Source organism: Halomonas sp. V046, from assembly GCF_052645355.1.
Genome location: NZ_JBQXYF010000011.1, coordinates 75,589 through 101,777, shown reverse-complemented (window position 1 = coordinate 101,777; position 26,189 = coordinate 75,589). Strand labels below are relative to the sequence as shown.

Sequence of the window (26,189 nt, the reverse complement as noted above, 5' to 3'; positions counted from 1 at the left end):
TTCGGCGCCGTCTGTCGCTCAAGGAACGCGCATGACACTCTTCGAGGCCATGGCCCTGCTCGGTATCGGCGTTGTCGCCGGCTTCATCAACGTGCTGGCGGCGGGGGGATCGATGCTGACGCTGCCGCTGTTGATGTTCTTCGGCTTGCCGCCCCAGGTGGCCAACGGCACCAATCGGGTGTCGATCACCCTGCAGAGTGTCTCGGCGGTGGCCAACTTCTTTCGTGCCGGCGCTCGGCATATTGGCTTGAGCCTGCGCTTGTCGGTGCCAGCGGTGGTGGGGTCCGTTCTCGGTGTGTGGCTGGCGCTTAAGGTCAGCGATGCCTTGTTCGAGACCATCCTGGTGGTGGTCATGGTCGTTGCTGCAGTGATCATGCTGCTGCCGCAGCCGAAGATCGATACCCGGCCACTGACGGCCGAACGCCTGACACCGAGCGTGTACGCCGCGATGTTCGTCATCGGCGTCTATGGTGGCTTTCTCCAGGTCGGCGTCGGCATCCTGTTTATCATCGTGCTCTACCGCATGCTCAAGATCGATCTTGCCCAAGTGAATGCCTTCAAGGTGCTGATCATTCTGGTGTACACCTTGCCGGCGCTTGGCATGTTCCTGTGGCACGATCAGGTGCGCTGGAACTATGGCCTGGTGCTGGCGCTGGGGGCGATGACCGGCGCCTGGTTGGCGGTGAAGGTCAACATGAGCTCGCGGGGGGCGCTGGTGGTGAAGTGGCTTACCGTCGCGATAATCGCGGTTATTATCGTCAAGCTGGTGATATCTTGAACGGCAGGCACAAAGGTGTGCGTTAACGCATCGTCGGCGGCGATAGCACCTCGCCGGTTGATCGCTTCGTGCTAGATTGTGAGTGCATGACGTATGTCGCATACATAAGGAGAGGGCTTCATGAAGAGAACGCTGGCGATTGTACTGGTGTCGCTGTTTACGCTTGCCTTGCTGAATGGTTGCAACACAGTACGCGGCGTCGGTCAGGACATCGAAAAGGGTGGCGAAGCCATCCAGAAAACCACGACCTGATACGCAGGGATGCGTCGTCGAGGCTGTCGGTAGCCTCGACGGCGATCTCCCCACCCCACGGTCACGATGATCGCTGGCCTTGATTGCTGGCCTTGATCGCTGGCCTTGATCACTGGACTTGATCGCGGGATGTGATAGCTAGGCTTGCGCTCGCCGCGTCGGTCGCTGTCCTGTTTCTGTTGTCATATCGCCTTCCCGAATGCCCCCGATGATGTCGTGTAATACGACGCGGACAGTGCTGGCACGCGACCCGGCTGGGTCGGCACGATAGACTGTCCAGGAAGATCGAGACGTCGCCCTTGGCGGTACCCTTGTGACGTTTTTCTGCAAATTCTTCTGTCAGCCTGTTGCTGACAGCGTTGTCAGGCAATGGAGGCCATCATGACCCGAACACTTTTCGCTGCGCTACTGGTTACCCCGCTGGTGCTGGCCGGCTGCACGTCATCATCCAGCTCCGTGGAGCGCGAGCCCGCCCCGGTGCCGCCGAGGATGTCCATGGAGGACGCCTGTGGTGCCGGCGCGGTGCAAGATCACATCGGCCATACCTACACCGAGGCCATGGGGCAGTCCATTCAGCAGCAAAGCGGCGCCGCCAGTCAGCGTGTGCTGCGCCCCGGTGGCGTGGCGACCATGGACTTCCGCGCCGATCGGCTGAACGTGAAACTCGATGCTGCCGATACCATTACCGACCTTAGCTGTGGTTGAGGATGCGCACGGCGTCTTGAGCCGAGCATGAATGACGACGAGGCCGCCCCCCGGGGCGGCCTCGTCGTTTGGGCGGTTTGCGATACCACGATGTGCCGGCTCTCCATCGTCGGCGCAAGATCTGCCGTGGCGGTCTCGCCGCACAAGACGCTGTCAGCGGCTATCCGGCATCGGTGGAGAGCTTGGTACGGCGCTGCTCTTCGTCGGCCTGCTTACGCAGTTTCTTGCGTAGGGCGGCTTTCTCGAAGCGCAGCTTGCGAACCGGCGTGTCCAGCGTCAGCGGAGGCACCGGCGCGGGGTTACCTTCGGCGTCCACGGCCACCATGGTTAGATAGCAGCTGTTGGTGTGGCGAATGATCTTCTGGCGGATATCCTCGGCCACCACCTTGATGCCGATCTCCATGGAGGAGCGGCCCACATGATTGACGCTGGCCAGGAAGGTCACCAGTTCGCCGACGTGAATCGGCTGCTTGAACATCACCTGGTCCACCGACAGCGTGACCACGTAGTTGCCGGAATAGCGACTGGCGCAAGCGTAGGCGACTTCGTCGAGCTTCTTCAGGATCGCGCCGCCGTGCACTTTGCCGCTGAAGTTGGCCATGTCGGGGGTCATCAGCACGGTCATGATCAACTCGTGCTGGCCGGGCAGGCTCTGTTCGTCCATCGTCGGGGGTCCTTTGAGAGCAGGGGAACGCGGTCAAGAGCGTTCTTGACCGGTGTCATGTTACACAGCATAACGCCTTGCCGTCCCCAGGGAACGGCAAGGCGTCGTCGTGCGCGGCGAAGGCTAGGCCGATGTCGGCCAGCGGCGTGTGCCCGTGAGGCTTAGAACCAGGTCAGGCCGATGGAAATCAGGATGCCCGTGACGAACAGCTGAATCAGGCAGAAGCCCATGATGTCCTTGGCCTTGAGGCCGGCGATGCCGAGCACCGGCAGGGCCCAGAACGGCTGCAGCAGGTTGGTCCAGGCGTCGCCCCAGGCCACGGCCATGGCGGCGCGGGGAATCTCGACGCCTAGCGCCTGGGCGGCGGGGATCACCACCGGGGCCTGAACGGCCCATTGGCCGCCACCGGAGGGCACGAAGATGTTGACGATACCGGCGCTCAGAAAGGTCCAGAACGGCAGGCTGGTTTCGGTGGCGAATGAGATCATCCACTGAGACATGGTCTCGGCCAGGCCCGACTGGATCATGATCGCCATGATGCCGGCGTAGAACGGGAACTGGATGACGATACCGGCGCCGCCCTTGATGCCCTCGTTGAGGCTGTTGAGCAGGCTCTGCGGGCGACGGTGCAGGACGATGGCCAGGAACAGGAACATGAAGTTGACCACGTTCAGGTTCAGGCCGCCGCCACCGACGAAGTAGCTGATCAGGTAGATCAGGCCCGGCACGCCGACCAGCAACGCCAGGGTGACGCTGTTCTCCAGGCGCTCGGCCGGGCGGGTGATGCGCGGACGATTGTCGTCGTCATCGCCGAGCAGCGCCGGGTCGATGTAGACGCTTTCCTTCTCACCGGGCAGCATCATGCGATTGACCAGCGGGACGGCGATGAACAGGGCGGCGACGATGGCCAGGTTGAACCACGAGAAGATCGTCTCGCCGGTACCGATCACGCCGATCTGCTCCATGGAGAAGTGGCCGTCGGTGGCGATGGTCAGCGGCACCGAGCCTGCGAGTCCGCCGTGCCACACCACGAAGCCGGAGTAGGCGCTCGCCACCAGCAGGCGATAGTCGACCCTGACCTTGCGTGCCAGCTCCTTGGCGAACAGCGCGCCGACCACCAGGCCAAAGCCCCAGTTGATCCAGCTGGCGGCCAGCGACACCAGCGTCACCAGCAGGATGGCCGCACCGGCGTTGTTGGCCAGGCCTGCCAGCGACGCCAGCAGGCGCTTCACCGGGGGGGAACTCGCCAGCATGAAGCCGGTGACCAGCACCAGCAGCATCTGCATCGAGAACGTCAGCAGGTTCCAGAAGCCGTCGCCCCAGTACGTCAGCACCGCCAACGGCGACTGGCGCTCGATGGCGATGGCCGCACAGGCCGCGACGATGGTCAGGATCAATACGAAGACATAGGGGTCGGGCAGGTAGCGTTCGACCAGTTTCACGGCGGGACGTGATAGCGCTCTGAGCATGGCGTGTATCGCTTCTTCTGATTGTGGGAGTGGGGCATGTTGCGTCGCCCTTGCCGAAGTTACCGTGCCGCAGCGCTCGTGGGGAGTCAAAGGCTCCTGTCAGGCATGTACAACCGGGCACAGCCTCACGCGGCTGACGCTGGCGGCAGGCCGGCCTGGCCGCGCCAACGCGTGCTGCGATAGCGGAGATAGTAGGCGATAAGGACCGTGGAACGCACTCCCGTAAAGCCGAGAAACGCCAGCCATAACCCATGGTTGCCAAGCCCCTGGGTTAGCCACCACAGCGGCAGGTAGGCCGCGAGGCCGACGAAGATCGAATTGCGCATCTCGCGGATGGCCGTGGCGCCGATGAAGACACCATCGAGCAGGTAGCTCCACACCGCGATCATCGGCATCGCCACCATCCAGGGCAGATATTCCGCAGCGGTGGCACGCACTTCCGGTAGCCCTGTGAGCAGGGCGACCAGGGCATTGCCGCCGACGGCGAAGGCCAGGCTCGCCGCAAGCGCCGTGAGCAGAGAGCACAGTGCGGCGCCGCGCACGGCCGCCGCGAACTCATCGAAGCGGCGCCGCCCGATGGCGTGCCCGGTCAGCGCTTCGGCGGCGTTGGCGAAGCCATCGAGCGCGTAGGAGGTGAGCATGATGAACTGCAGCAGCACCGCGTTGGCGGCCAGCACCGTGTCGCCCTGGGCGGCGCCCTGGGCGGTGAAGAAGGCCTGGGCGAACAGCAGTCCGAGGGTGCGCACGAACAGGTTGGCGTTGACCGAGAACAGCTCCGCATAGGCCGATAACCGGGCCAGTCGCTGGCGCAGGAAGTGGCCACCGAGTCGCGCCAGGCGTCGCCGACACCACCATAGCCCGACGGCCACCGCCGAGTAGTCGGCGATGACCGTGGCCCAGGCCACCCCGTCGCTGGTCAGCCCCAGTCCGATCACGAAGACCAGGTCGAGGACGATGTTCACGCCGTTGTTGACCAGCAGCAGGGCCAGGGTCACTCGGGTGTTCTGCTGGCCGAGGAACCAGCCGAGGATCGCGTAGTTGGCCAGTACCGCCGGTGCCGAGAGCAGGCGGATCGCCGCGTAGCTTTCGGCCAGGGCGGTCGCCTGTGGGCTGCCGTCGAGTAACCACAAGCCCAATTCGACCAAGGGGCCGCCGAACAGGATCAAGATGACGCCGATGCCTACCGCCAGGATCAGCGACTGGCCGAGCAGATGGCGCACGTCGTCGTCGCGTTCGCGCCCGGCGGCCTGGGAGGTGAGCCCGGTGGTGCCCATGCGCAGGAAGCCGAAGCCCCAGTAGAGAAAGCCGAACAGGGTAGCGCCCAGGGTCACCCCGGCGAGGTAGCGCGAATCCGGCAGGTGGCCGACCACGGCGGTATCCACCAGACCGAGCAGCGGCACGGTGATGTTGGACAGGATGATTGGCCAGGACAGCGCCGCGATACGCGGCAGGCTCGAAAAGGCAGTCTTTGCAGGGGGCACGGGGAACACTCGGCCAAAGGCATCAGAGGATGGCGGGGCGGCAAGCCAAGTGCAAGGACGATGCCGTGAGGCCCTGGCCGACGAAGGCGGGTGTGCTGTCCTCGACGCCAGGGTGAGGCGCTGCCGACGGTCTCGGCGCAGAAGGCGCCAGTATCGGGACAGTCCGCCCGGGTGCCGCGGTCGGGCTCTCCAGCACTCCCCAGGACGCCGCCTCGCACACCGCCCGGCCTAGGCCGCGGTGATGATGTGGTACTTGTCCATCAGTTGATCGTGGGTCTCGGCGCGCTCGGGGTCGAGCGGGATGCAATCCACCGGACACACCTGCTGGCACTGTGGCTCGTCGTAGTGGCCGACGCACTCGGTACACAGGTTCGGGTCGATGACGTAGATCTCCTCGCCCGGGGAGATGGCGCCATTGGGGCATTCGGGTTCGCAGACGTCGCAGTTGATGCACTCGTCGGTGATCATCAGAGACATTGAGGGTCCTCGCACAGAGTCGTGGCCGTTCGGCCAAGGTCGCCGGAGCGTCGTGGTGCAACGAGGCCTGTCCTCGTGCCTGGAACGCGCCGGGGTCGCGGCAGCGCCGCGATAAATCCAAGTGGTTTGGTCAGGTATTGTACTGGCTGTGCATCATTTCGGCGACCTTGGGATGAACGTGTTTGGACACGTCGCCGCCGAGGCGGGCGATTTCCCGTACCAGGGTGGAGGAGATATAGGAGTTCTCCACTTCCGGGGTCAAGAACACCGTCTCGAGATCCGGCATCTGGGCGCGGTTCATGTTGGCCAGCTGAAGTTCGTACTCGAAGTCCGAGACCGCCCGCAGGCCGCGCACCAGCACCCTGGAGTCGTGGGCCTTCATGAATTCCGTCATCAGGCCGGAAAAGCCGACCACCTCGACGTTGTCGTGGCCCGCGACGACGTCCCGGGTGAGGGCAATGCGGGTGTCCAGGTCGAACATCGGGCTCTTGCCCGGGCTCATGGCGATGGCGACCACGACCTTGTCGAAGAGCCTCGCGGAGCGCTCGATCAAATCGTAGTGGCCGTTGGTGATCGGATCGAAGGTGCCGGGGTAGATGGCGGTGATCATCGCCGCTCTCCTGTCAGTTCGGGCTAGGTGTGTCGGGCCTGTTGATTCGAGTGTCGAGTGTTGAGTCTAGCGTGCCGGGCTTGCCATCGCGGCCAGTAGAACGAGGACCCGGGGTGCGGGTCCATTGGCGTGACATCCCGCGGGCATGGCGGTGGCGGGTGGACGCTAGGCGTCGTCCCCATCGAGGCTACCGAAGGGGTTCTTCACCGCCAGGGAGATCGGCTGAGCGTAGCCCGGAATGCGGATGCTATCGGCACTGATGTCGAGTTCAGGACCTTCCAGCACGCCTTCCCCGAAGCGGTAGCGCACCGCGAAGTGGCCGGCGTCTGCCTCGTGGCGATAGGCCCGGGCCCGGGCCCGGGTCTGCTCGCGGCGCTCGCGCCAGTCGCTGAGTGCCGCCTCGCCGTGGCGCTTCTTCAGCAGGCGCTCGGTCGCGGCGGGGGAGATCAGCACGCCGGTGGCGTTGTTGCCACCGAAGCCCTTGGCATTGATGAAGGTGGCATCGGCGTCGAAGGCGAGGGTGTTCTGGAAGAAGCGCAGGCGCTCGCCATGCACGTCATCGGCGATGGTATCGACCGTGGCGATGCCCGGCAGCAGACCGTGGGCGAAGCTGCCGAGGGCACTGACCGCTTGATCGCCGGCGGCACTGCCCTGGGAGTGGCCGACATAGGCCTTGATCGCCACCACTGGCCACTGCTCGATGCCGTTGGCCTTGGCCACCACGTCGAACACATGGGACTCGGTGGTGCGATTCTTGGGCGTCGAGGTGCCGTGGGCATGCACGTAGGTGCGCTCACGCAGGGCCTTCTCGCCGAGCATGTCGCGGACCAGCGCACAGGCCTTGCCGAGGGTAATGTAGTTGCCGATGCCGGGGGCCGAGATCGAGCGCTTCCAGCCATCGGCGTTGACGAAGACGTCGGGGGCACTGGCGAGAATATCGGCACCGACTTCCAGGGCCAGCTCGTCGTCCATCAGCATCACGAACTGGCTGGCTTCCCCCATGGTGAAGCCGCAGTTGCGAGCGAAGGGACGGCTGGCACGCTGGTAGTCGGCGTCGGTGAGCAGCTCCAGCGCATCCAGCGCCTTCAGGCTATCATCGTCGGCCAAGGCCCCCATGGCACGAAAGCCTTCGATGACCTCCGGCGTGATCGGGGCATCGGCGGTGCCGACCATGACCACTCGGCGGCGTCCGGCGCGGATGTCGTCGACGCCCAGGCGCAGGTTGTACAGGAAGCTGGCACAGGCGCCGAGGGCGGCGCCGGTGGCACCGACGCTGCCGAGCACATAGGCGTTGAGGAAGTCGGCTGGCATCTGGCCGTAGCCCAGCGGCATCTGCTTGGAGGTGGCTCGCTTGCCGGAGACGAAGCTCTTGAGCAGACCGCCCCAGCCCTCGTCGTCGAGCTGGCCGATGGAGTTGCCGGCGTAGACGGCGATGGCATCGGGGTCGAGCCGGTCGCGCAGCCTGTCCCATTCGAGGCCACTGTCACCGAGACAGTCACTGGCGGCGAAAACCGCCATCGACAGGCCGCGGGGGTGGTGCACGCTGCGATACAGCTGGCTCGGCTCGAAGCCCGAGGGCAACTGGCCGGCGGCGCGCACCTGGGCCGGGCGGGTCTCGGGCAGCATCACGTCCATCGGCCCTGCGGGCACCGTGACCTCCAGGGTGCCGCGGTCGACCTCGCGTACCTGCCAGGTCGGCGGCAGGTCGTCGGGCAACTGGCGCCGACGCAGACGGAAGGTCAACGGCGCCTCGAGCGCCAGGTTGGCGCGGCGATTGGCGGGCAGCCCCTCGTCATTGAAGCGAGGATCTTCGATACGCCGAATCAAGGTGTGATCGAGCACACGATCACGCACCTCGGCCACCAGCGCCGCGGCATCCAGCTGCTGACCGGAAGCGTCGTGCCAGACATCATCGGCGTCGCGATGGACCAGGCGCATCATGGCCGCCAGGCCTAGCAGAGTCTTGGCCTGTTCGGCCTCGGGTAGGGCGTCGAGCACGGTACGCCGAAAGGCCTGATGGCCCGAGGTACGGCCGGCCGGATTGACGCCGCCCATGCCCACGATCACCGGTAAGTGTGACAAGCCGGGGTCCTCGTTGGAAAACGGGTGAAAGTCTCGCGCTCGGGGCGGTCGACGGTGGGCGTACCTGGCGCGGCAAACTGGGTGGCCGGGCGGGTACGGGCCCAAGCGAGACAACGGCGAGGCGACTTGCCTCAAGCCATGCCTCGTTCGCCCCTAGCAAAACGCCGTTCGATATTGCCATGGGAGAGCGTGTCAGGCCAGCGATCTTAGCATTTGGCCTAGTTGACGTCATGCGCGTTTCGGTCATGCATCCTAGGCGGTTGCACCAGAAATGTGCGTGTTTTGGCAGAACTGGATGCGCGTGACGGTAAAGTAGCGGTAAAGACGTGGCGAGGTCTCGCGCCGGCCGCGGCGGCAGGCTCAGGTCGCGAGCTCGGGTCGTGAGCTCGGGTCGCGAGAGAGGCCCTGTCGTCCCGATGCGGGACTGATAGACTTGGCGCATCGTCTTTTGCACCCGTTCTCTCGCACCCGTTCTCTGTCGAGCCTTCCCATGCACCCAGCTTCGCGCGTTATATCCAGCAGTCAGACCGGCCCCCATGAGGACCTGCCGAAACGAGTGTCACGGTCGCTGTCCCACGTCTGGCGCAAGCCGATCGCCGGCCACACCCGGGCAGCCTTCGCCGAGGCCGACGGCTGGCGTCGTTCGTTGGGTGAGCGAGGGTTGATTCTGGATGCCTGTTGCGGCGTGGGAATGTCGACCCGAAAGCTGGCCGAACGCTTTCCCGAGCACTGCGTGATCGGCGTCGACCGCAGTGCCGATCGGCTGTCGCGGGACCATGGCGAACTGCCGGATAATGCCCGGCTGGTGAGAGCGGATCTGGTCGACTTCTGGCGGCTGGCACTGGACGCCGGGTGGCGGCCCGAGCGGCACTACCTGCTCTATCCCAACCCCTACCCCAAGTCCGTCCAGCTCAAGATGCGCTGGCATGGCCACCCGGTGTTTCCGGCCATTGTCGCGCTTGGGGGACGGCTCGAGGTACGTTCCAACTGGCGGTTGTACATCGAGGAGTTCGCCATCGCGGTGGCCCAGGCTAGCGGTATCACCGCCCCGCTCGGGCCTTTCGATCCGGGTGATGACCCGCTGACCCACTTCGAGCGCAAGTACCACGACAGCGGCCAGCCGCTATGGCATCTGGTGGTCAACCTGGCGCATCGCCCGGGGCTGATGCCGGGCTTCTAGACGCCCGAAGTCGACCGCGCGATGTTCGAGCGAGTGCCGACAGCGGTTTCGGTGCAGCGCCCTGGTAGAGAGCTCTGGTGACAGGGCCTTGGTAGAGAGCTTTTGTAGAGAGCTTTGGTGGGAGAGCTCTGGGACAGAACTCTGTCGCCTTCCGAGCCCTGGCGCCGGCGGGCGACGAGGCCGGCGTCGGTAGGTACTCGCTCACCGCGCACCTCAACCTACCCCAGCGTACCTCAACGTACCTCAGCGGCTTCTTCGTCAGGCTCTTGGTTGTCGGGTTCCCCCGGCCGCTGGCGAGCGGCGGGGCCGGCGTCGGTAGGTACTCGCTCACCGCGCACCTCAACCTACCCCAGTGGCTCCTTCGTCTGGCGCCCGGGAAGCGGGCCGTCAGGCCTAGCGACCGGGCCCGCGGTCGAGTTGGCGGAAGTTCTCGCCCAGGGTGCGCCGCAGCCACAGCGCGATCGGGCCACTGCCCGCATCGCGCCGGCTCACGGTCTCCACTTCGATGCGCGGTGCTTCACCGAGGGCATCACTCGCGAGTCGCACCAGGCGTTGGCGAAAGGGCGGATAGTGGGCGATATGTTCCGGGATCAAGGCCCAACCGAGGCCCCGGGTGGCGAGTTCGGCCATGGAATAGAAACTGTTGAGCCGCCAGCACTGGGCGCTGGTCGCCGCCGGGCCCGGCTCGCGGTCGGCCCGTCGCCGCGAGGCGATCATCAACTGGCGATGGTGGGCCAGGTCGGGTGGCGAGACGTTCCGATGTCGGGCCAGGGCATGTGTGCTGCCCACGACCCAGTGCTGGCGAAGGTTGGCGATCCGGCTGCCCTCGAGGGGGCCTGGTGCGCGTACGTGGCTGAGCAGAATGCCAAGGTCGGCGGTGCGCTCTTCGACCCAGCCGGCGACATCCCCCTGGGCGCCATAGAGCAAGGTCAGGGACAGCGCCGGATAGCGCGAGGCGAGGGCCTCCAGGGTGGCATCCACCGGCGGCATCTCGACCAGCGCCTCGTCGATGGCGAGGACCAGCTGGGCCTCTTCGCCGAGGGCGAGTGTCTGCGCCCTGGCGTTCAGGCGCTGGCACTGGGCGATCACCGAACGCGCCTCCGGCAACAGCGCCTCACCTTCGGCGGTGAGTGTCGGCGAACGTGACCTTCGATCGAACAGCACACAGTCGAGATCGAGTTCCAGGTTGGCGATGGCGGTACTCACCGCCGATTGAGCCCGGCCCAGGTGGCGTGCAGCCGCGGAAAAGGACCCGCGTTCGGCGCAGGCGATGAACAGCTCGAGTTGATCCAGGCTCCAGCGCATGGGCAAGGCTCCGGGGCAGTAGCGGCTTAATCTATCTGATTTTTAGATAGTAGCTACCTGGCCTGTATCGGTAAACCCACTAGAATGGGCCGCACAAACGATCAATGTCGCTGCCAATAGCGGCGGGAGAGGCAATCAATGCGTTCCTGGAAAGAGCGTGTGATGCACATGGTGCTGTTCGAATTCGGCGGGTTGGTCATCGTGACGCCGTTGGCCAGTGCGCTGAGCGGTCACGGCCTGGCCGAGATCGGCATCCTGGCCGTGGGCCTGGCGACGGCAGCGATGGCCTGGAATCTGGTGTGGAACTGGGGCTTCGACCGCATCGTGCCGACCCGCCAACGTAGCCTGTCCCAGCGTCTTGCCCAGGCCTTCGGGTTCGAGCTGGGGCTGTTGGTGATGACCCTGCCTGCGGTGGCGTGGTGGATGGAGATTGGACTAATCGAAGCCTTTTGGCTCGATGCCGGCTTTATGCTGTTCTTTCTGATCTACGCGATGGTCTTCAATACGGTGTTTGATCGCGTCATGCAGCGGAGGTTGGCCAAAGGAGCGACCCGATGAGCTATGTGTACCTGGCGCTTGCCATCATCGCCGAGGTGATCGCCACCTCGGCGCTGAAGGCCTCCGACGAATTCAGCCGCTTCTGGCCGAGCGTGGTGGTCGTCGTCGGCTATGTGGTCGCTTTCTATCTGCTGACCCTGACTCTGCGCAGCGTCCCTGTGGGTATCGCCTACGCGCTCTGGGCCGGGCTCGGCATCGTGCTGGTGACCCTGATCGGTATCGTTGTCTATGGCGAGAAACCGGACCTGCCGGCGGTGCTCGGGTTGAGCATGATCATCGGCGGCGTTGCGGTCATCCAGGTATTTTCCTCGGTGTCCTCGCATTGACAGCGAGCCTGGTTCGCTGTCAGCGCTGCGTGTCAGTGATGTTTCCCATCGGCACCTGCCATGCCATCGGCGCCCTCGCCTGCCGGGCCGATCACCGGTCGGCCCCGGCGGGCTTTGCCAGGGACAAGGCTCAACGGGAGGACGATTCATCCGCCGGCGCCTTGTTGCCGAGCAAGTCCGTCTGGCCTTCTGGCGGCATCGTTTCGCCGACCGATTCCTCGATGGCCGATCGCTCCGACGCCAGTCCGCCTTCGGCGGCGGTTGTGTCAGCGGCGTCGCCCGCCTGGGACGTCGCTTCGCTTGTTGCTGTGGTGCTCGGGGCGACCCGAGACGATGGTCGAGGTGCCGACGATGACGGGGTCGATGGCTGGGACAGCGACACCACGGGCACGCCCTGGGGAAAGATGATCTCGCGGGCCTCGTCAGGCATCGAGATGCCGGCCTCGGTCAGGGTGTTCTTGATCTGGCGCAGCACCGCCGAGCGGAGCTTGATGCCGGCGATGGCATGGCCGTCGTACCAGAAGTAGGCCTTGAGGTTGACGGTGGAGGCGCCGAGGGCATCGACCAGTACCATCGGTTCGGGGTGCGCGATGATGGCTGCGTGGCCGGTCAGTATCTCGTGAATCAACCGCTGCGCCCGAGCGACCGAGTCGTCGTAGCCGATGCCGATATCGACGCTGGTGCGAAGGCCCGGCGAGGTGGAATAGTTGATCACGGTGGTCTTGAAGATCGTCGCGTTGGGAATCTGGATATGGTTGCCCTCGGCGGAGAGCAGCACCGTGGAGCGGGCGTTCATGTTCTGCACGATGCCATTGTGGCCGCCGACGGCGATCCAGTCGCCGCGCCGAAAGGGCTGGCGGATCGACATGATCAGGGTCGCGAGAAAGTTCTCGGCGATGTCGCGAAAGGCGAAGGATACGATGATGCCGATCATGCCGGCGCCGCCGACCACGGAAAACGCCAGTCCGGTCAACCCGGCCACCTGCAGGATGAGATAGATGCCGAGCAGCAGCACCGGGAGGGCGATGGCCCGGGCCAGTACCTGGCGCAAGAAGGGCGAGGCGATGCGGTTTTGCAGCACGCGGCGGGCCAGGGCCGCGACCAGTCGCGCCAGTAGCCAGGCCAACGGCAGCACCAGTAACGAGAGCAGTACCAGCGGCACATGGGTGAGCGCTTCGCGCCCAACGCGGCTGAGCTCATCGACGACCGGCGAGAGCGACAGCGTGAACTCCGGCTGCACTTCGATGCGGTTGACCACGGCAACGACGCCCTCGGTCTTGGTCGCCAGGGTTCCGGCCCAGTCCCGGTGGTTGCCTGACGTCGCCGCGCCGTCGAGATAGACGATGCCTTCCCTTACCTCGACGGAGAGGCCGCGATACCAACCGGCAGAGTCGAGAATGCCGGTCAGGCGAGTATCGATGGCGCCATCGTCGGTGCGCTCAGATACGGCCACCGTCTGGGCGCCGTCGAGACTCGTGGCGTCCTGGGCGAGGGCGGTGCCCACCAGTGACAGCGCGAGCAGCAGTACATGAAGTCTCCAGCGCATGGCCTCTCTCCGTGAACGCCTGACTCCTTGCAGCATGCTTGCAATTGGCCCACGCCGCCACTCGCAAGCCGGAGGCGGCCAAGGCGCCATTCGCTGGCGCCTTGGCCTGGGCGGCGCTGATGCAAGCCGGTCGTAGCGTGACCATGCTGCCGGCGCAGGCCTTCTCCCGACCCCGTCATCACGTGACAGTCGAATCCTTGATCGTCAGGCGGTAGACTCGGCCCTCGTTTCGCCGGGCACCGGCGCGACCCGAATTCAGCCCAGGAAAGCCTTCATGTTTCGCCGTTTGTCGCCGTTACGGTCGTCGTTGTTCTCTCGCTTGCAGGCGGCCCACCGCCTTGCCCCCGTGATCGCCGTCCGCAGCATCCTGCTGGGCGGCCTGTGCTCTGTGCTGCTGGCGTCGCCGGTGCAGGCGGCCGGCTTCAGCCGCCTGGCCGAGCTGTCCAATGACGGCTTTCTGATCAGCGCCGAGGCGCGCCTTCTGCCCACCGGCGCCCAGCCGGGCGAGACGCTCGGCGCCATCTCGCCGGATCGCCTGCTCACCCCGGCCTCGGTGACCAAGGTCTACACCGCCGCGGCCACGCTCGACGCCTGGGGCCCGCAGCACCGCTTCACCACCGAGCTCAAGAGTACCGCCCGCACCGGCGCCGACGGCACCCTGGCCGGCGACCTGGTGTTGGTGGGGGGCGGCGACCCGAGCCTGACCAGCGAAGACCTGTGGCGGCTGACCCAGCGTTTGCATCAGTCCGGCGTGCGTCGAGTGACCGGACGCCTGGTGGTCAGCCAGGCGCGCTTCGGCCCGGTGGCCTGCGCCACCACCGATCGCTGCAGGGCGCTGGAGCGCTCCGACAACGCCTATAGCGCGCTGTTGACCTCCGCCGGCGTCAACTACGGCAGCTGGTGCGTGCAGGTGGCCCCTGGCGCCGTCGGCGGCCCGGCCCGCATCACCGGCTGCAATAGCCAAACGCCGCTATTTGCCGTCGACAACCGGGTCACCACCCAGGCGGCCAATGCCGGCACCAGCCTCGATGCGCTGCGGGTCGCCGACGGTGGCGTCGAGCGCCTGACGGTGAGCGGTACCATTTCGGCCAATGCCCTGCCCCAGGAGGTCTACCGCGCCAGCGCCGACCCGGCTCACCAGACCGCCGAGACCCTGGCGGCCATGCTCTCGCGTTCGGGCATCGTGGTGGATGGTGGCAGCGCGACCTCCATGGAGCCGGCGCCGGCCAGCGCACGTCGGCTGGCCGCCGTCGATGGCAAGCCGCTCCAGGAAATCCTGCTGCGCATGCTCAACTACTCGAATAATTACATGGCCGATGTGCTGGCGCTTGATCTTGTGACCACGCCCCGCGCCGAGCTCGACCAGGCCGGCCAAGCCCTCGAGGCGTTCGTCGCCGGTGTGCCCGGCCATGGCCCGGTGACGCTGGAAAGCGGCAGCGGTCTGACCACCGACAACAAGACCTCGGCCCAAGGCGCCAACGCGCTGCTCGAGTATATGTTTCAGCGCCCGGCATTGTTTCCCGTATTCGCCGCCGGGCTGCAGGCGCCGGCCAATGGCCCGATGCGCTTTATTCGTCGCGGCTCCTCGACCTTCCAGAGCCACGTGATGCTCAAGACCGGGACCCTCAACCAGCCGGTGGCGGTGCGCGCGGTGACGGGCTACTTTCGCACCGCGAGCCACCGCTGGGGGGTATTCAGCGTGCTGGTCAACGGCACCGCCTCGACGCCTTACATCAGTTGGTCTCGCGTGCTGGACCTGGCCTCGTTGGACCTGGATCGCATGATTTCCGACCACTGACAGGCGCCGCAGCGCCCATGATCTCCTAACGAGGATGTCTCGATGAAGCCCGGACACACCGGCTGGCGGCACCTGATTCACTCTACCCGTTACTCGTTCAAGGGCCTCAAGGCCGCCTTTCGTCACGAGTCCGCCTTCCGCCAGGAGCTGTGCTTGTGCCTGGTGCTGGTGCCATTGGCCTGGTGGATCGGTGACACGCCGGTGGAGTGGATCCTGCTGGTGGGGAGCTGCTTTGTGGTGTTGATCGTCGAGCTGCTCAACAGTGCCATCGAGAGCGTTGTGGACCGCATCGGCACCGAACATCACGTGCTCTCGGGGCGGGCCAAGGACATCGGCTCGGCCGCGGTGATGCTGGCCCTGACCATGGTGGTCGTGACCTGGGCGCTGCTCGCCTGGGACAAGTTCGTCGGCTTCTAGGGGCGCCCGCCTGGGCTAGCTACCGAAAGGCGTGGCGAAAGACCTGGCGAAAGGCCTGACGAAAGACCTGCCATGAGGTGTCGTTGCACGGGTCGGGGGCCACGATGTGGATGGATCGTGGGGATTGGCTAGGCGCCGCGTGCCTCGCTTGAGTATGCTCAAGGGAAGGGAGAGCGTTGTCGCCGCCAGGAAGGGCGGGGGCGGCGCCATCGCCACCGCCATCAAGGAGAGCCGCCATGGACACGACCCCAGATTTCCTGCCCCGGGACGATGTCCCGGCGGCCCTTCACGGCGTGCTCGACAAGGCCTGGGGCCGGCTCAGCGATAGCCTGGTCAAGGCCGACAACCTGGCCGAGATGAACAAGCAGGAGCCGCCATCCGAGGTCTATCACGCCCTCGATGCGCGTCGTCGGGCACAGCTTGCCCGTACGCTGGCGATCTCGACCTTTGCCGTCGATAGCCTGGTGCGATACCCCGAGTGGCTGGCCTGCCTCGACTCCAGCGGTGAGCTCGATCGTGCACTGTCGGCCCAGGCGCTGAGCCAGCTGCTCGGTGAGTCACTCGAGCTTGCCGAGGATGAAGCCGCGATGCAGGCGGCCCTGCGCCGGTTCCGCCGGGCGCGCATGCTCGCCATCGTGTGGCGCGACCTGAACCGTGAAGGTGATGCCGGCTCTGATGCCGGTCGGGATGCCTGGGCCACTGGCGCCGCGGTATCGCGGCTGGCCGAGGTGTGCCTGGAGGGCGCGCTTGGCTGGCTCGAGGCCTTCTTCGAGCCGCGCTGGGGGCGGCCCGCTGAGCGCCCCGGCGGCGCCGAGCAGCGCCTCGTGGTGCTCGGCATGGGCAAACTCGGCGCCGGCGAGCTCAACCTTTCCTCGGATATCGACCTGATCTTCGCCTATCCCGAAAAGGGCGAGACGGTCGGCGGGCGCAAGGCGCTCGACCACGTCGAGTACTTCACCAAGCTCGGCCAGAAGCTGATCGCATCGCTCGATGCGGTCACCGCCGATGGCTTCGTGTTCCGCGTCGACATGCGCCTGCGCCCGCTCGGCGACGGCGGTCCCCTGGTCGGCAGTTTCTCGTCCCTGGCCGGCTACTACCAGGACCAGGGCCGCGAGTGGGAGCGCTACGCCATGCTCAAGGCGAGGCCCGTGGCCGGCGACGTGGATGCTGGCTTCGAGCTGCTCTCCAGCATTCGCCCCTTCGTCTATCGCAAGTATCTGGACTTCGGCGCCATCGAGTCGCTGCGTGAGCTCAAGGCGATGATCAATCGCGAGGTCAAGCGCAAGGGCATGCAGGGCAATATCAAGCTCGGCCCCGGCGGCATTCGCGAGGTGGAGTTCGTGGTCCAGGCGTTCCAGCTGATTCGCGGTGGGCGCGATACCGAGCTTCAGGTCACCTCGCTCAAGACCGCCATGCAGCGCCTGCCTGAGCTTGGGCTGCTGCCCCAGGCGGTGATCGACGATCTGCTGCCGGACTACGCCTACCTGCGCGATCTCGAGCACGCCATCCAGGCCCTGGAGGATCGCCAGACCCAGGCCCTGCCGGACGATGCTCTCGATCGTGAACGCGTCGCCTTCGCCATGGATGCCGAAGGCTGGCCGGCGCTGATGGCGCGGCTCGACGAGGTTCGTGCCCGCGTGCGTCAGCACTTCGATGCGGTGATCAGCGACCCCGAAGACGAGGTCGAGGAGGATGCCGACGATGCGGCCGACCTGGACACCTGGCGTCAGCTATGGCGCGGCGAGCCAGATGACGACGAGGCGACGGCGACGCTGGAGAAGGCCGGCTTCGAGGACGCCGCCACGGCGCTCAAGCGGATCAAGGACCTGTCGGGTTCACGCCAGGTGCAGGCCATGCAGCGCATCGGCTTCGAGCGCCTCGACGCGCTGATGCCGCTGCTGCTCGATGCGGTGGTCGAAAGCGACGCCCCGGACATGGCGCTGGAACGCGTGCTGCCGCTGATCGAATCCGTCCTGCGCCGCACCGCCTATCTGGCGCTGCTGCGGGAGAACCCCGACGCCCTGGGCCATCTGATGAAACTGTGCGGCTCGAGCCCATGGATCGCTCAGCAGATCGCCCGCCATCCGGTGTTGCTCGATGAACTGCTGACGCCGGATACGCTCTACACACCCGCCGACAAGGAGCGCCTGGCCGATGAGTTGCGCCAGACCCTGGCGCGCATTCCCGAGGATGACGAAGAGGCCTTGCTCGAGGCGTTGAGAGTATTCAAGCACGCCCAGGTGCTCCACGTGGCGGCCTCCGACATCGCCGGCACCCGCCACCTGATGAAGGTCAGCGACTTTTTGACCTTCATCGCCGAGGTGGTGCTCGATGCCGTGCTGGCCATGGCCTGGAAGACCCTGACCCGAAAGCACGGTTTCCCCATCGGTCACGACGGCGAACGGGCCGGCGAGGTGCCGGAGTTTCTCGTCGTCGGCTACGGCAAGCTCGGCGGCATCGAGCTCGGCTATGGCTCGGATCTTGACCTGGTGTTCCTGCACGACTGCGCGTCCCAGGGCGAGACCGACGGCAAGCGCCCCATCGACAACGGCGTGTTCTTTACCCGTCTCGGGCAGCGGGTGATTCACTTGCTTTCGGCGATGACCCCGGCAGGATCGTTGTACGAGGTCGACATGCGTCTGCGACCGTCCGGCAATTCGGGGTTATTGGTCAGCCCGCTCAAGGCCTTCGCCGAGTACCAGCGCGAGCAGGCCTGGACCTGGGAGCACCAGGCCCTGGTAAGAGCTCGGGTGGTCTCCGGCCACGAGCGCCTGGCCGAGGGCTTCGAGGCGGTTCGCCGCGAGATCCTCGGGCGTGATCGCGACCGAGACGCCCTGCGTGACGAGGTGGTCAAGATGCGCCACAAGATGCGCGACCACCTAGGCTCCAAGCCGAGCCAGGGTGACGATGGCAGCTTCGACCTCAAGCATGACCCCGGTGGCATGGTCGATATCGAGTTCCTGTGCCAGTACGCGGTGCTGGCGCTATCCCACCAGACGCCGGAACTGATGCGCTTCAGCGACAACATGCGCATCCTCGAGACCCTGGAGGAAACCGGCCACCTTGACCCCGCCGAGGCCAAGGCGCTGCGCGAGGCCTACCTGGCGGCCCGCGCCGCCAATCACAGCTCGGCGCTGACCCGAGAGCCCGCCCGCGGCGACGCCGCGGCCTTCAAGCCGCACCGCGATGTGGTGATAGGCGCCTGGAAGACATGGCTGGAGCCGGAGGGCTGACAGCCCCGAGTGATGGAGGCGACATGCGCCAAAGCGACACGATGTCTCGCTTCGAAGCCACGCTACTTCGTCCGGTGAGCTCGGGCTCCTCGGGCACGGGCGACCCATGGGCGTTTGTCATTCTGCCCAAGAGCGCGAGCGCGAAGCTCCCCAGGCGAGGAAGGACGACGGTAGAGGGCAGCCTCGATGGTGTTGCCTTTCAGGCCACGCTGGAGCCGGATGGGCAGTTGAGCCATTGGCTGCGGGTCGATGCACCGCTGCTCGAACGAACAGGCGCCACCTTTGGCGATAGGGTTGCGTTGGAGATCATGTCGGCCGCGCAGGAACCGGAGCCCGAGGTTCCCCCCGACGTGCAACGCGCACTGGCACAGGCACCCGAGGCCCTGGCCGTTTGGAAGGCCACCACCACCATCGCACGTCTGGATTGGCTACATTGGATCACCTCGGCCAAGCAGGCCAAGACGCGTGAGAAGCGCATCGGTGATGCCTGCCATATGCTGGCCGCTGGAAAGCGGCGCGTATGCTGCTTCGATCCATCGGGCTATTACAGCAAGAGTTTCGCTGCCCCCCAGGCAGCGGAATAGAGACACCTGGATCCCAGGCCGAAGGCGCGCCTCCCGATGCCTGGAAACGCTATGCGAGCCTCGACCGATCGCCCGTTTCTCCGTCTGCGATGGCCGGGCTGGAGCAAGGCCCACGCGGTCACCGACGACAGGAGACGCGGGATGAGCGACGTTGTTCTCACCACTTTCGACTGGGTTCCCGAGACACCGCGAGGCTATGTCCGCGATCTTCGCGTGCGCTGGGCGCTGGAGGAGGCCGAGCTGCCTTATCGCGTGGAGGTCACCCCCTTTGGCGACCGCACTGCCGAACATTTCTTGCACCAGCCCTTTGGACAGGTGCCCTGGTTGACCGATGGCGACATCGTGATCTTCGAGAGCGGCGCCATCCTGCTGCATCTAGGCGCGAGCAGTGACGCGCTGTTGCCTGTCGATCCGCAACGTCGCAATGAGGTGATTCAATGGTCGTTTGCGGCGCTCAATTCCCTCGAGATGGCGAGCCTGCCGTGGTCGCTATTTCTGTTCTCTGGTGACACCGAGGAGACGCCGGGCAAGCAGCTTCTGGATAAGTTTCTGGCGGCTCGCCTTGGGCATCTGGAGGCAGCCTTGGTGGGCCGTGAGTGGCTCGCCGAGACGTTTTCGATGGCCGATATACTGACGGCGGATGTGTTGCGCCTCGTCGACCGGTTCGACGGTCTGGCACAACATCCAGCCTGCCGAGACTACGTCGCACGTGCCACGGCGCGGCCGGCCTTTCTCAAGGCACACTCGGACCAGATCGCACATTTCGCCGCCGCGGACTGAAGTCAATGCGGATGTCGGTGGGCGGCCGGATGGCGCCTCGAGTGTCGGATTCACCGGTGCCTGAGCACGACGGCAGGCGCCATTGTCTGACGAGGGCGGCGGTTCGACAGCGGCCCCTATCGAGCGATTGTCGCCAATACCCGATCGAGCCCCCGCAGGTCGATCACCGTCGGGGTGTCGGTGGGGAAGGGTGAGCCCTGGGGTCTGCGGTGACGCCGATGCAGCCAGTCGTCTCCATCTGGCGTGTGGCGCAGCAATACCGGTGGCTCCGGCTTGTTTCTGCGCAGTGCCAATCCTCTGGCAACCTTGGCACTGATCTTCAAACCCACGGATCTTGGCGACGGCCCCGGATCACGGCGGAAGGTCTCAGGGGCATGTCATCGGCCAAGGCCCGGCTGGGGTTCTGGGTCTCTGACACCGATAAGGGAGTCGAAGCTCGCGGCATCTACATCGAATCAGGGTCTGAGTACGAGCAGGTTCCCGTGGCTCACGCGGCTCACGCGCAGTGGGTCGGTGGCAATGGGCAGTCCATGGAGATGGTGGTCAATGGCGTCACGCTGACCTGGACCCCAAGCAATGGCCCGCAGCAGACAACGCTGCCGATCGAGCCTGATGCCCGCGCCAACCAGATCACCGTCTACCCCAACCCCGGCATATATCCTTGGAAGCGTGGTGTTGATCCAGATGGGGAGGCGTAGCACCACACCTGCTTCTGTTTAGATTCAGGCTGAGAGGTCGGGTAACCGCGGTCATCTGGCTTTACGCTTGTTTCTTCCGTGGTCTGCCGCCTTTGAGTCCATTTGCTCGGGCAGCGCTACTCTTGGCGGCACTACGGCTTTTGCCGCCTTTTGCACCGAGCTGGCGGGCCATCCACTGTCTGGAACCAAACTGCCCCTCCAGGAGAGCTGGCACATAGAGGTCAGCATCTAGCTGAGGCCAGTGCAGACCTAGCCCCGAGGGCGATAATTCAATCTCGGATAAGTCGTCCGGTGTGGCATCGGCGAGCCCTTCCACAAGATGCGGGGGGATCGCGAGCTCGAGTCCTGTATGAAGACTAACGATCACTCGATTGCTACGGCGATCGTATCGGGCTGCCGTGGCATGAACATGACTGCGTTCGGCGGCCATACGGGCCTCTGCCTGCTTGATGACATCATCAGTCATAGCCATGAATTTCTCTCCACTTGGCGCATAAGGCCAACAGTTCTACCGATAGTGCCGACGCAATACGGTTGAGCTCCTTCGAGTTGAATTGGTAGCTCTCACGCAACTCGGGGGGACCACTTGGGCAGTGCAAGATGAAGACCGCTTCACCGCCGTTGCCGATGATGTGCACATGCGCCGGTCGATGGGATAGATGACGGCTCTCATGCCATCGAAACGGAGAAGGGTTGGCATAACGCTAGTCTAGCATAAACCTAAGCGTTTAGGTTTGTGCAGAACAGGCGACGTCGAGCGACGGCGTACACTACCCAGCCTTTTACTTAAAACTCGGACAGTGCTCAGCCGCACGGCCAACGACACCATCAGCGTGGCGTGGTGCACCAGCCGGTCGATGGCGGCCATGGCCATCATGCTGTCGGGGAAGATACTGCCCCAGGTGCTGAAGGGCTGGTTGGCGGTGATGATCAGGCTGGCCGACTCGTAGTGGTGAGCGATCGACTCGAACGGCGTATTCCGGCGATCGTGACCGGTTTGCTCATTGCTCTCTCGCTGGCCCGGGTTTTGTAAGCTGACCGGTCACGATGGGTCGACCTCTGTCGTTTACGGGCCGGTGTTCTTGCGCATCGATGCTCCTCTGAGTGTCAGGCGGTAGGGCTGTGCAACACCCGATCGAGCCCCCGCAGGTCGATCACCGTCGGGGTGTCGGTGGGGAAGGGTGAGACCCTGGGGTCTGCGGTGACGCCGATGAAGGCGGCGCGGTTGGAGCGGGCGGCTCGATAGTCGTTGTAGGAGTCGCCGATCATCACCGTGGCTCCGGGCGTCAAGCCGCGGCGGACCATCAGGTTGCCCAGTGCGGTGACCTTATCCGGCGGGGCGCCGATGACCTCATCGAAGTAGTGGGCGAGGCCTCGGTGTTCGACGGTGTCTTGCAGTTCCTGGTGGGGGGTAGCCGACAGCAGTATCAGCGGTACTCGACCCTGCCACCTTTCCAGGGCCTCGAGGGCGCCGGCAATCATCGGCGCCGCCGCGAGGCGCTCGGCCACGGTATCCTTGAAGCAGTGGCAGAGCTCGTCGATGCGGGCCTGGGACACTGAGCGCCGGAGTATCTGCCCTTCGATATGGCGGAACTTGACCTCCCGCGGCTGGCCGCCACGGCGCCCCAGGTAGGCGGCGACGGCCTGTCGGACCGGCGCCGACTGGTCATCGTAGAGAGCTGCGAAGGCGGCGCGCTTGAGTGTCGCCGAATCCATGATGACGCCGTCGAAGTCGAAGACCAGGGCATCGAAAACGGGTGCGGTTGTCGCCACGAGTCGGTCCTTGTGTGTGCGTTGGCGCTCGATACGGCGACGCCCGCAGGCGCTTGCTTGGCGCGTCTGCGGGCGCCTGTTTAGCACGTCTGCGGGCGCCTGTTCAGCGCGTCTGCGGGCGTCTGTTCAGCACGTCTGCGGGCGCCTGTTCAGCACGTCTGCGGGCGCCTGTTCAGCGCGTCTGCGGGCGCTGGGCGGGACGACCAATGGATCCACCGCCCAGGCGATCAGGCCTGTCGTTTCAGCTTGCCGGTGACCCAGGACTTGGCCGGCGTCTGGCCGAGCAGGACCAGGATGATCACCGACGTCAACACCAGTGACAATGGGTTGGTGAACAGGGCTGCCACAAACTGACCGCCCTGGTCGCCCACCGATGACATGGCCTGGCGGTAGGTTTCGTCCAGCAGCGGGCCGAGAATGACGCCGAGGATGATCGGCCCCATCTGAAAGCCGAACACCTTGAGCCAGTAGCCGAGGATACCAAACCCGAGCATCCAGTAGACTTCGGTCATGTTGCTGTTGATGGAGTAGGTACCCACCACGCACAGCACCAGGATCAACGGGATCAGGATCGCCTTGGGCACTTCCACGACCTTGGAGAATACCTTGATACCGGTGAGGCCGAAGATCAGCAGGAAGATGTTGGCGAGCGCCAGGTTACCCACGGTGAACCAGAAGATGTGGGGTGACTCGATCATCAGCATCGGCCCCGGGTTCAGGCCGTGAATGACCAGGGCGCCGATGATCACCGCGGTAACGGCATCGCCGGGCATGCCGAGGGTCAGCATCGGCACATAGGCCCCGCCGACGGCGGCATTGTTGGCGGTTTCCGGTGCGACCAGGCCTTCATAGGCGCCCTCGCCGAAGGGCACCTTGGGGTTCTTCACGGTACGCTTGGCGTGATCGTAGGCGAACAGCGACGCGATGTCGCCGCCGGTGCCGGGCAGGGCGCCGACCACTACACCGATGATGGCGGTGCGGATCGACAGCGGCAGGAACTTGAGCACCATGTTGAGCGGCGGAATGATCTTGTCGACCTTCTGTTTCACCGGCACCTTGTTGAGATTGTGCAGCTGATAGAAGGCCTCGGCGACGCCGAACAGGCCGATCATTACGACCACGTAGTGGATGCCGCCGAGCAGCTGCATGCTGCCCATGGTCAGGCGTGGCTGGGCGGTGACCATGTCCAGGCCGACCAGGCCGATCCCGGCACCGAGCGCGACCGAGAAGATGCCCCGGGCCAGCGATTTGCCGGATAGCGTGCTGACCAGCAGCAGGCCGAGCACGGCGATCAGAAAGTAGTCACGCGGGGCGAATTCCAGCGCCATGTCGGCAAGATAGGGTGCCGTGCCGGCCAGTACGAGGGTACCGATCAGGCCACCGATCACCGACATCACGGTGCTCAGGCCGATGGCGCGACCGGCCTCGCCCTTCTGGGCCAAGGGGTAGCCATCGAAGGCCGTGGTGACCGCCGAGGGGGCACCGGGAATGTTCAATAGAATGGCGGTGCGTGAGCCGCCGTAGACGCCACCGACATAGATGCCGACCATCAGCGCCAGGGCGTTGTTGATGTCCCAGGAAAAGGTGAAGGAGATCAGGATGGATACGGCCATGGTCACCGACAGGCCGGGAATGGCGCCGATGTAGATGCCACCGAGGGTACCCAGTGCGGTCAGCAGCAACAGCTGCGGATCGAACCAGGCCATCATGAAATAGGCGAAGGTTTCGTTCATGGTAGCCTCCGGGCTCACGGCAGATAGACGCGGAACACCAGGGTGAACAGCACGTAGATGATGGCGACGGCAGCAGCCGAGATGATCAGCGAACTGAGCACCTTGCCGTTACGGTAGTAGATGAACATCACCGCCAGGAAGACGAAGGTGCTGGCGTAGAAGCTGACCCAGGCGATGGCGATCAGGTAGACGATCGAGATCAGTGAGAAGGCGATGATATGGGGCTGAAAGTGCTCGGCCAGGAAGGCCTTGAGCTCGTCGCCGTGAGAGCCAAGCTCGGGGGCGCGACGCTTGCGCCGATGACTGACGAGGATGACCACCGAGGAGGCGAACATGATCAGCCCCAGTCCCATGGGGAAGGAGCCGGCGGAGTTCAGCGAGGGGATACCGTTGATCTGGTAGGCCTCGTACAAAAAGGCGCAGCTAAACAGCAGCAGCAGCCAGTCGAAGACCTTCTCGCCTGGCTTTACGATCTCGTAGTCTTGGTTCATGGGGGACTCCAGAAAGGCCGGGCGATGCCCGGCCTTTGGCTGTCGTGATGACGCTAGTCGCGCCGTGGTCGGGCCAGCCTTACTCCGCGTTACCGGGGCGGGCGATATCGAGCTCCTCCGGGGAGGTCTCGACGCTGCCGGCATCGAACATCGACCAGGCGGTCACCGACTGCCAGTTGTCGAGATACTGCTGGGCCTCTTCACCGCTCAGGTTGAGCGACTCGGCGCCAAAGTTCTCGAGGAAGGCCTGGAACTCATCGTCGGCGACCGCCTTCTGGTAGGCGTCTGCGAGCACGGTCTTGACCTCGTCTGGGGTCTCTTCGCGCACGAACACGCCCCAGAACGGCCCCCAGGGCAGGAAGCTCTCGATGTCGGGCAGCGCCTCGGTGATCGGCGGCACGCCGGGCAGTGACTCGATCTCACGCTGGGTGACGATCGCCAGCCCCTTCAGCTTGCCACCCTTGATCTGCTCGCCGGCGGCGGCCAGGCTCAGTGGCATGAAGTCGATATGGTCGCCGAGCATGGCGGTGATGCCGGGACCGTCGCCACCGAAGGTGACGGTGTTGACGTCGAGCTCGCCAACGGAGTTGATCATGGCGTGCACGGTGCTCGGCAAGCCGCCGGCCCCGGTACCGCCCATGCGCAGTTCCCCCGGGTTCTCTTTGGCGTAGGCCAGCAGGTCGCTGAAGGAATCGAACGGACTGTCGGCGGGCGCGGCGATGACCACCAGGCCCTGGCCGATGATGTTGATGGTGTGCATGTCGTCATAGCCGAAATCGGCCAGGCCCATCAGGCGATACAGTTGCGGGTTCTCGGCGCCGTAGAGCAGGTTGTAGCCGTCGGGACGTTGGGTCATGACGTGGTTCATGCCGATGACGCCGGTGCCACCGGGACGGTTGGTCAGGATCATCGTGGTGTCGAGAATGTCCTCGACGTGAGGCGTAAGGCTGCGCGCAACGTTATCGGTAGCGCCACCGGCGCCCCACTGAATGGTGCCGGTGATGTTGCGTTCGGGATACTCGGCCTGGGCGCTGCCGACCATGGCGAGTGAGCCAAGCGCCATGGCGATCGACGCGCCGAGCGACTTCAGGGGCGGATGAATCATGGAATCCTCCGGGGGATGTTGTTGGGGGCCATCCGACGCAGCAAATGGTCGGCGGCAGCCCTTCTCGTCGGGGCTTTCGGGATTGTCGTGGAGTCGGCCAGGAACCCTCGTTGGAACCGGGACTTCTATCGATATGCTTAGCGC

The 26,189-nt window shown here is 65.0% G+C and carries 25 protein-coding genes and 2 pseudogenes; 12 read left to right on the top strand and 15 right to left on the bottom strand.

The window, feature by feature from the left end; genetic code table 11:
* Window positions 1–31: 31 nt before the first annotated feature.
* The 3 genes from ACUN9Y_RS15770 (at window position 32) to ACUN9Y_RS15760 (ending at window position 1,735) form a co-directional block, all read left to right on the top strand.
* Window positions 32–778, top strand: coding sequence for a sulfite exporter TauE/SafE family protein (locus tag ACUN9Y_RS15770; protein ID WP_445461680.1), 747 nt, complete (start codon window positions 32–34; stop codon window positions 776–778).
* A 120-nt stretch (window positions 779–898) separates the two neighbouring features.
* Window positions 899–1,030 carry an entericidin A/B family lipoprotein gene (locus ACUN9Y_RS15765; RefSeq protein WP_445461679.1) on the top strand — a complete coding sequence of 44 codons (132 nt, stop codon included), beginning with the start codon at window positions 899–901 and terminating at the stop codon, window positions 1,028–1,030.
* A 381-nt stretch (window positions 1,031–1,411) separates the two neighbouring features.
* On the top strand, window positions 1,412–1,735 hold the full coding sequence (locus tag ACUN9Y_RS15760; RefSeq protein WP_445461678.1) for an I78 family peptidase inhibitor: 324 nt from the start codon (window positions 1,412–1,414) through the stop codon (window positions 1,733–1,735).
* Window positions 1,736–1,895: 160 nt separating this feature from the next.
* On the opposite strand, the gene ACUN9Y_RS15755 is transcribed toward ACUN9Y_RS15760, so the two are convergent.
* From ACUN9Y_RS15755 to ACUN9Y_RS15730, 6 genes are all read right to left on the bottom strand, one after another.
* Window positions 1,896–2,399, bottom strand: a complete 504-nt coding sequence (locus ACUN9Y_RS15755) for an acyl-CoA thioesterase (protein WP_445461677.1) — start codon at window positions 2,397–2,399, stop codon at window positions 1,896–1,898.
* A gap of 161 nt (window positions 2,400–2,560) precedes the next feature.
* On the bottom strand, window positions 2,561–3,868 hold the full coding sequence (locus ACUN9Y_RS15750; RefSeq protein ID WP_445461676.1) for a short-chain fatty acid transporter: 1,308 nt from the start codon (window positions 3,866–3,868) through the stop codon (window positions 2,561–2,563).
* A 125-nt stretch (window positions 3,869–3,993) separates the two neighbouring features.
* Window positions 3,994–5,349 carry an MATE family efflux transporter gene (locus ACUN9Y_RS15745; protein WP_445461675.1) on the bottom strand — a complete coding sequence of 452 codons (1,356 nt, stop codon included), beginning with the start codon at window positions 5,347–5,349 and terminating at the stop codon, window positions 3,994–3,996.
* 228 nt (window positions 5,350–5,577) lie between these two features.
* On the bottom strand, window positions 5,578–5,826 hold the full coding sequence (locus ACUN9Y_RS15740; RefSeq protein WP_445461674.1) for a YfhL family 4Fe-4S dicluster ferredoxin: 249 nt from the start codon (window positions 5,824–5,826) through the stop codon (window positions 5,578–5,580).
* Window positions 5,827–5,956: 130 nt separating this feature from the next.
* Window positions 5,957–6,436, bottom strand: a complete 480-nt coding sequence (gene coaD, locus ACUN9Y_RS15735) for a pantetheine-phosphate adenylyltransferase (RefSeq protein WP_445461673.1) — start codon at window positions 6,434–6,436, stop codon at window positions 5,957–5,959.
* A gap of 165 nt (window positions 6,437–6,601) precedes the next feature.
* The gene (locus ACUN9Y_RS15730; RefSeq protein WP_445461771.1) at window positions 6,602–8,491 is read right to left on the bottom strand and encodes a beta-ketoacyl synthase; all 1,890 of its coding nucleotides are present in this window, start codon (window positions 8,489–8,491) and stop codon (window positions 6,602–6,604) included.
* Window positions 8,492–9,008: 517 nt separating this feature from the next.
* Between ACUN9Y_RS15730 and trmB the strand changes: the two genes are divergently transcribed.
* Entirely contained in the window at window positions 9,009–9,698 is a 690-nt protein-coding gene (gene trmB / locus ACUN9Y_RS15725; protein WP_445461672.1) for a tRNA (guanine(46)-N(7))-methyltransferase TrmB, read from the top strand.
* A gap of 393 nt (window positions 9,699–10,091) precedes the next feature.
* Here the strand turns inward: trmB and ACUN9Y_RS15720 are convergent, their stop codons facing one another.
* Entirely contained in the window at window positions 10,092–11,003 is a 912-nt protein-coding gene (locus tag ACUN9Y_RS15720; protein ID WP_445461671.1) for a LysR family transcriptional regulator, read from the bottom strand.
* A 138-nt stretch (window positions 11,004–11,141) separates the two neighbouring features.
* Between ACUN9Y_RS15720 and ACUN9Y_RS15715 the strand changes: the two genes are divergently transcribed.
* Window positions 11,142–11,561, top strand: a complete 420-nt coding sequence (locus ACUN9Y_RS15715) for a PACE efflux transporter (protein WP_445461670.1) — start codon at window positions 11,142–11,144, stop codon at window positions 11,559–11,561.
* Window positions 11,558–11,887: a DMT family transporter gene (locus tag ACUN9Y_RS15710; protein ID WP_445461669.1), complete on the top strand. Its 330-nt coding sequence runs from the start codon at window positions 11,558–11,560 to the stop codon at window positions 11,885–11,887. The genes ACUN9Y_RS15715 and ACUN9Y_RS15710 overlap by 4 nt, the downstream gene beginning before the upstream one ends.
* A 130-nt stretch (window positions 11,888–12,017) precedes the next feature.
* On the opposite strand, the gene ACUN9Y_RS15705 is transcribed toward ACUN9Y_RS15710, so the two are convergent.
* Window positions 12,018–13,433 carry a mechanosensitive ion channel domain-containing protein gene (locus ACUN9Y_RS15705; RefSeq protein WP_445461668.1) on the bottom strand — a complete coding sequence of 472 codons (1,416 nt, stop codon included), beginning with the start codon at window positions 13,431–13,433 and terminating at the stop codon, window positions 12,018–12,020.
* 274 nt (window positions 13,434–13,707) lie between these two features.
* Between ACUN9Y_RS15705 and dacB the strand changes: the two genes are divergently transcribed.
* From dacB to ACUN9Y_RS15675, 6 genes are all read left to right on the top strand, one after another.
* Window positions 13,708–15,231, top strand: coding sequence for a D-alanyl-D-alanine carboxypeptidase/D-alanyl-D-alanine endopeptidase (dacB, locus tag ACUN9Y_RS15700; RefSeq protein ID WP_445461667.1), 1,524 nt, complete (start codon window positions 13,708–13,710; stop codon window positions 15,229–15,231).
* Window positions 15,232–15,273: 42 nt separating this feature from the next.
* Window positions 15,274–15,648, top strand: a complete 375-nt coding sequence (locus ACUN9Y_RS15695; protein WP_445461666.1) for a diacylglycerol kinase — start codon at window positions 15,274–15,276, stop codon at window positions 15,646–15,648.
* A 236-nt stretch (window positions 15,649–15,884) separates the two neighbouring features.
* Window positions 15,885–18,881: a bifunctional [glutamate--ammonia ligase]-adenylyl-L-tyrosine phosphorylase/[glutamate--ammonia-ligase] adenylyltransferase gene (gene glnE, locus ACUN9Y_RS15690; RefSeq protein WP_445461665.1), complete on the top strand. Its 2,997-nt coding sequence runs from the start codon at window positions 15,885–15,887 to the stop codon at window positions 18,879–18,881.
* A 23-nt stretch (window positions 18,882–18,904) separates the two neighbouring features.
* Window positions 18,905–19,465 (top strand): YdeI/OmpD-associated family protein, encoded by a 561-nt coding sequence (locus ACUN9Y_RS15685; protein ID WP_445461664.1) that lies wholly within the window; start codon window positions 18,905–18,907, stop codon window positions 19,463–19,465.
* A 141-nt stretch (window positions 19,466–19,606) separates the two neighbouring features.
* Window positions 19,607–20,245 (top strand): glutathione S-transferase family protein, encoded by a 639-nt coding sequence (locus tag ACUN9Y_RS15680; protein ID WP_445461663.1) that lies wholly within the window; start codon window positions 19,607–19,609, stop codon window positions 20,243–20,245.
* A 218-nt stretch (window positions 20,246–20,463) separates the two neighbouring features.
* Window positions 20,464–20,943: an S-type pyocin domain-containing protein gene (locus ACUN9Y_RS15675; protein WP_445461662.1), complete on the top strand. Its 480-nt coding sequence runs from the start codon at window positions 20,464–20,466 to the stop codon at window positions 20,941–20,943.
* Between the two features lie 61 nt (window positions 20,944–21,004).
* Here the strand turns inward: ACUN9Y_RS15675 and ACUN9Y_RS15670 are convergent, their stop codons facing one another.
* From ACUN9Y_RS15670 to ACUN9Y_RS15640, 7 genes and pseudogenes are all read right to left on the bottom strand, one after another.
* Window positions 21,005–21,415: a DUF2442 domain-containing protein gene (locus ACUN9Y_RS15670; RefSeq protein WP_445461661.1), complete on the bottom strand. Its 411-nt coding sequence runs from the start codon at window positions 21,413–21,415 to the stop codon at window positions 21,005–21,007.
* Window positions 21,402–21,587, bottom strand: a pseudogene (locus ACUN9Y_RS15665) (hypothetical protein); the annotation flags it as partial. The pseudogene ACUN9Y_RS15665 and the gene ACUN9Y_RS15670, both read right to left, overlap by 14 nt.
* A 185-nt stretch (window positions 21,588–21,772) precedes the next feature.
* Window positions 21,773–21,913 (bottom strand): annotated as a pseudogene (locus ACUN9Y_RS15660) (ATP-binding protein); the annotation flags it as partial.
* A gap of 137 nt (window positions 21,914–22,050) precedes the next feature.
* Window positions 22,051–22,716 carry an HAD family hydrolase gene (locus ACUN9Y_RS15655; RefSeq protein WP_445461660.1) on the bottom strand — a complete coding sequence of 222 codons (666 nt, stop codon included), beginning with the start codon at window positions 22,714–22,716 and terminating at the stop codon, window positions 22,051–22,053.
* A gap of 227 nt (window positions 22,717–22,943) precedes the next feature.
* The gene (locus ACUN9Y_RS15650) at window positions 22,944–24,449 is read right to left on the bottom strand and encodes a tripartite tricarboxylate transporter permease (RefSeq protein ID WP_445461659.1); all 1,506 of its coding nucleotides are present in this window, start codon (window positions 24,447–24,449) and stop codon (window positions 22,944–22,946) included.
* Window positions 24,450–24,463: 14 nt separating this feature from the next.
* Window positions 24,464–24,940, bottom strand: a complete 477-nt coding sequence (locus tag ACUN9Y_RS15645; protein WP_445461658.1) for a tripartite tricarboxylate transporter TctB family protein — start codon at window positions 24,938–24,940, stop codon at window positions 24,464–24,466.
* A gap of 79 nt (window positions 24,941–25,019) precedes the next feature.
* Complete coding sequence (locus ACUN9Y_RS15640; RefSeq protein WP_445461657.1) at window positions 25,020–26,045, bottom strand: Bug family tripartite tricarboxylate transporter substrate binding protein; 1,026 nt, start codon at window positions 26,043–26,045, stop codon at window positions 25,020–25,022.
* Window positions 26,046–26,189: the final 144 nt, after the last annotated feature.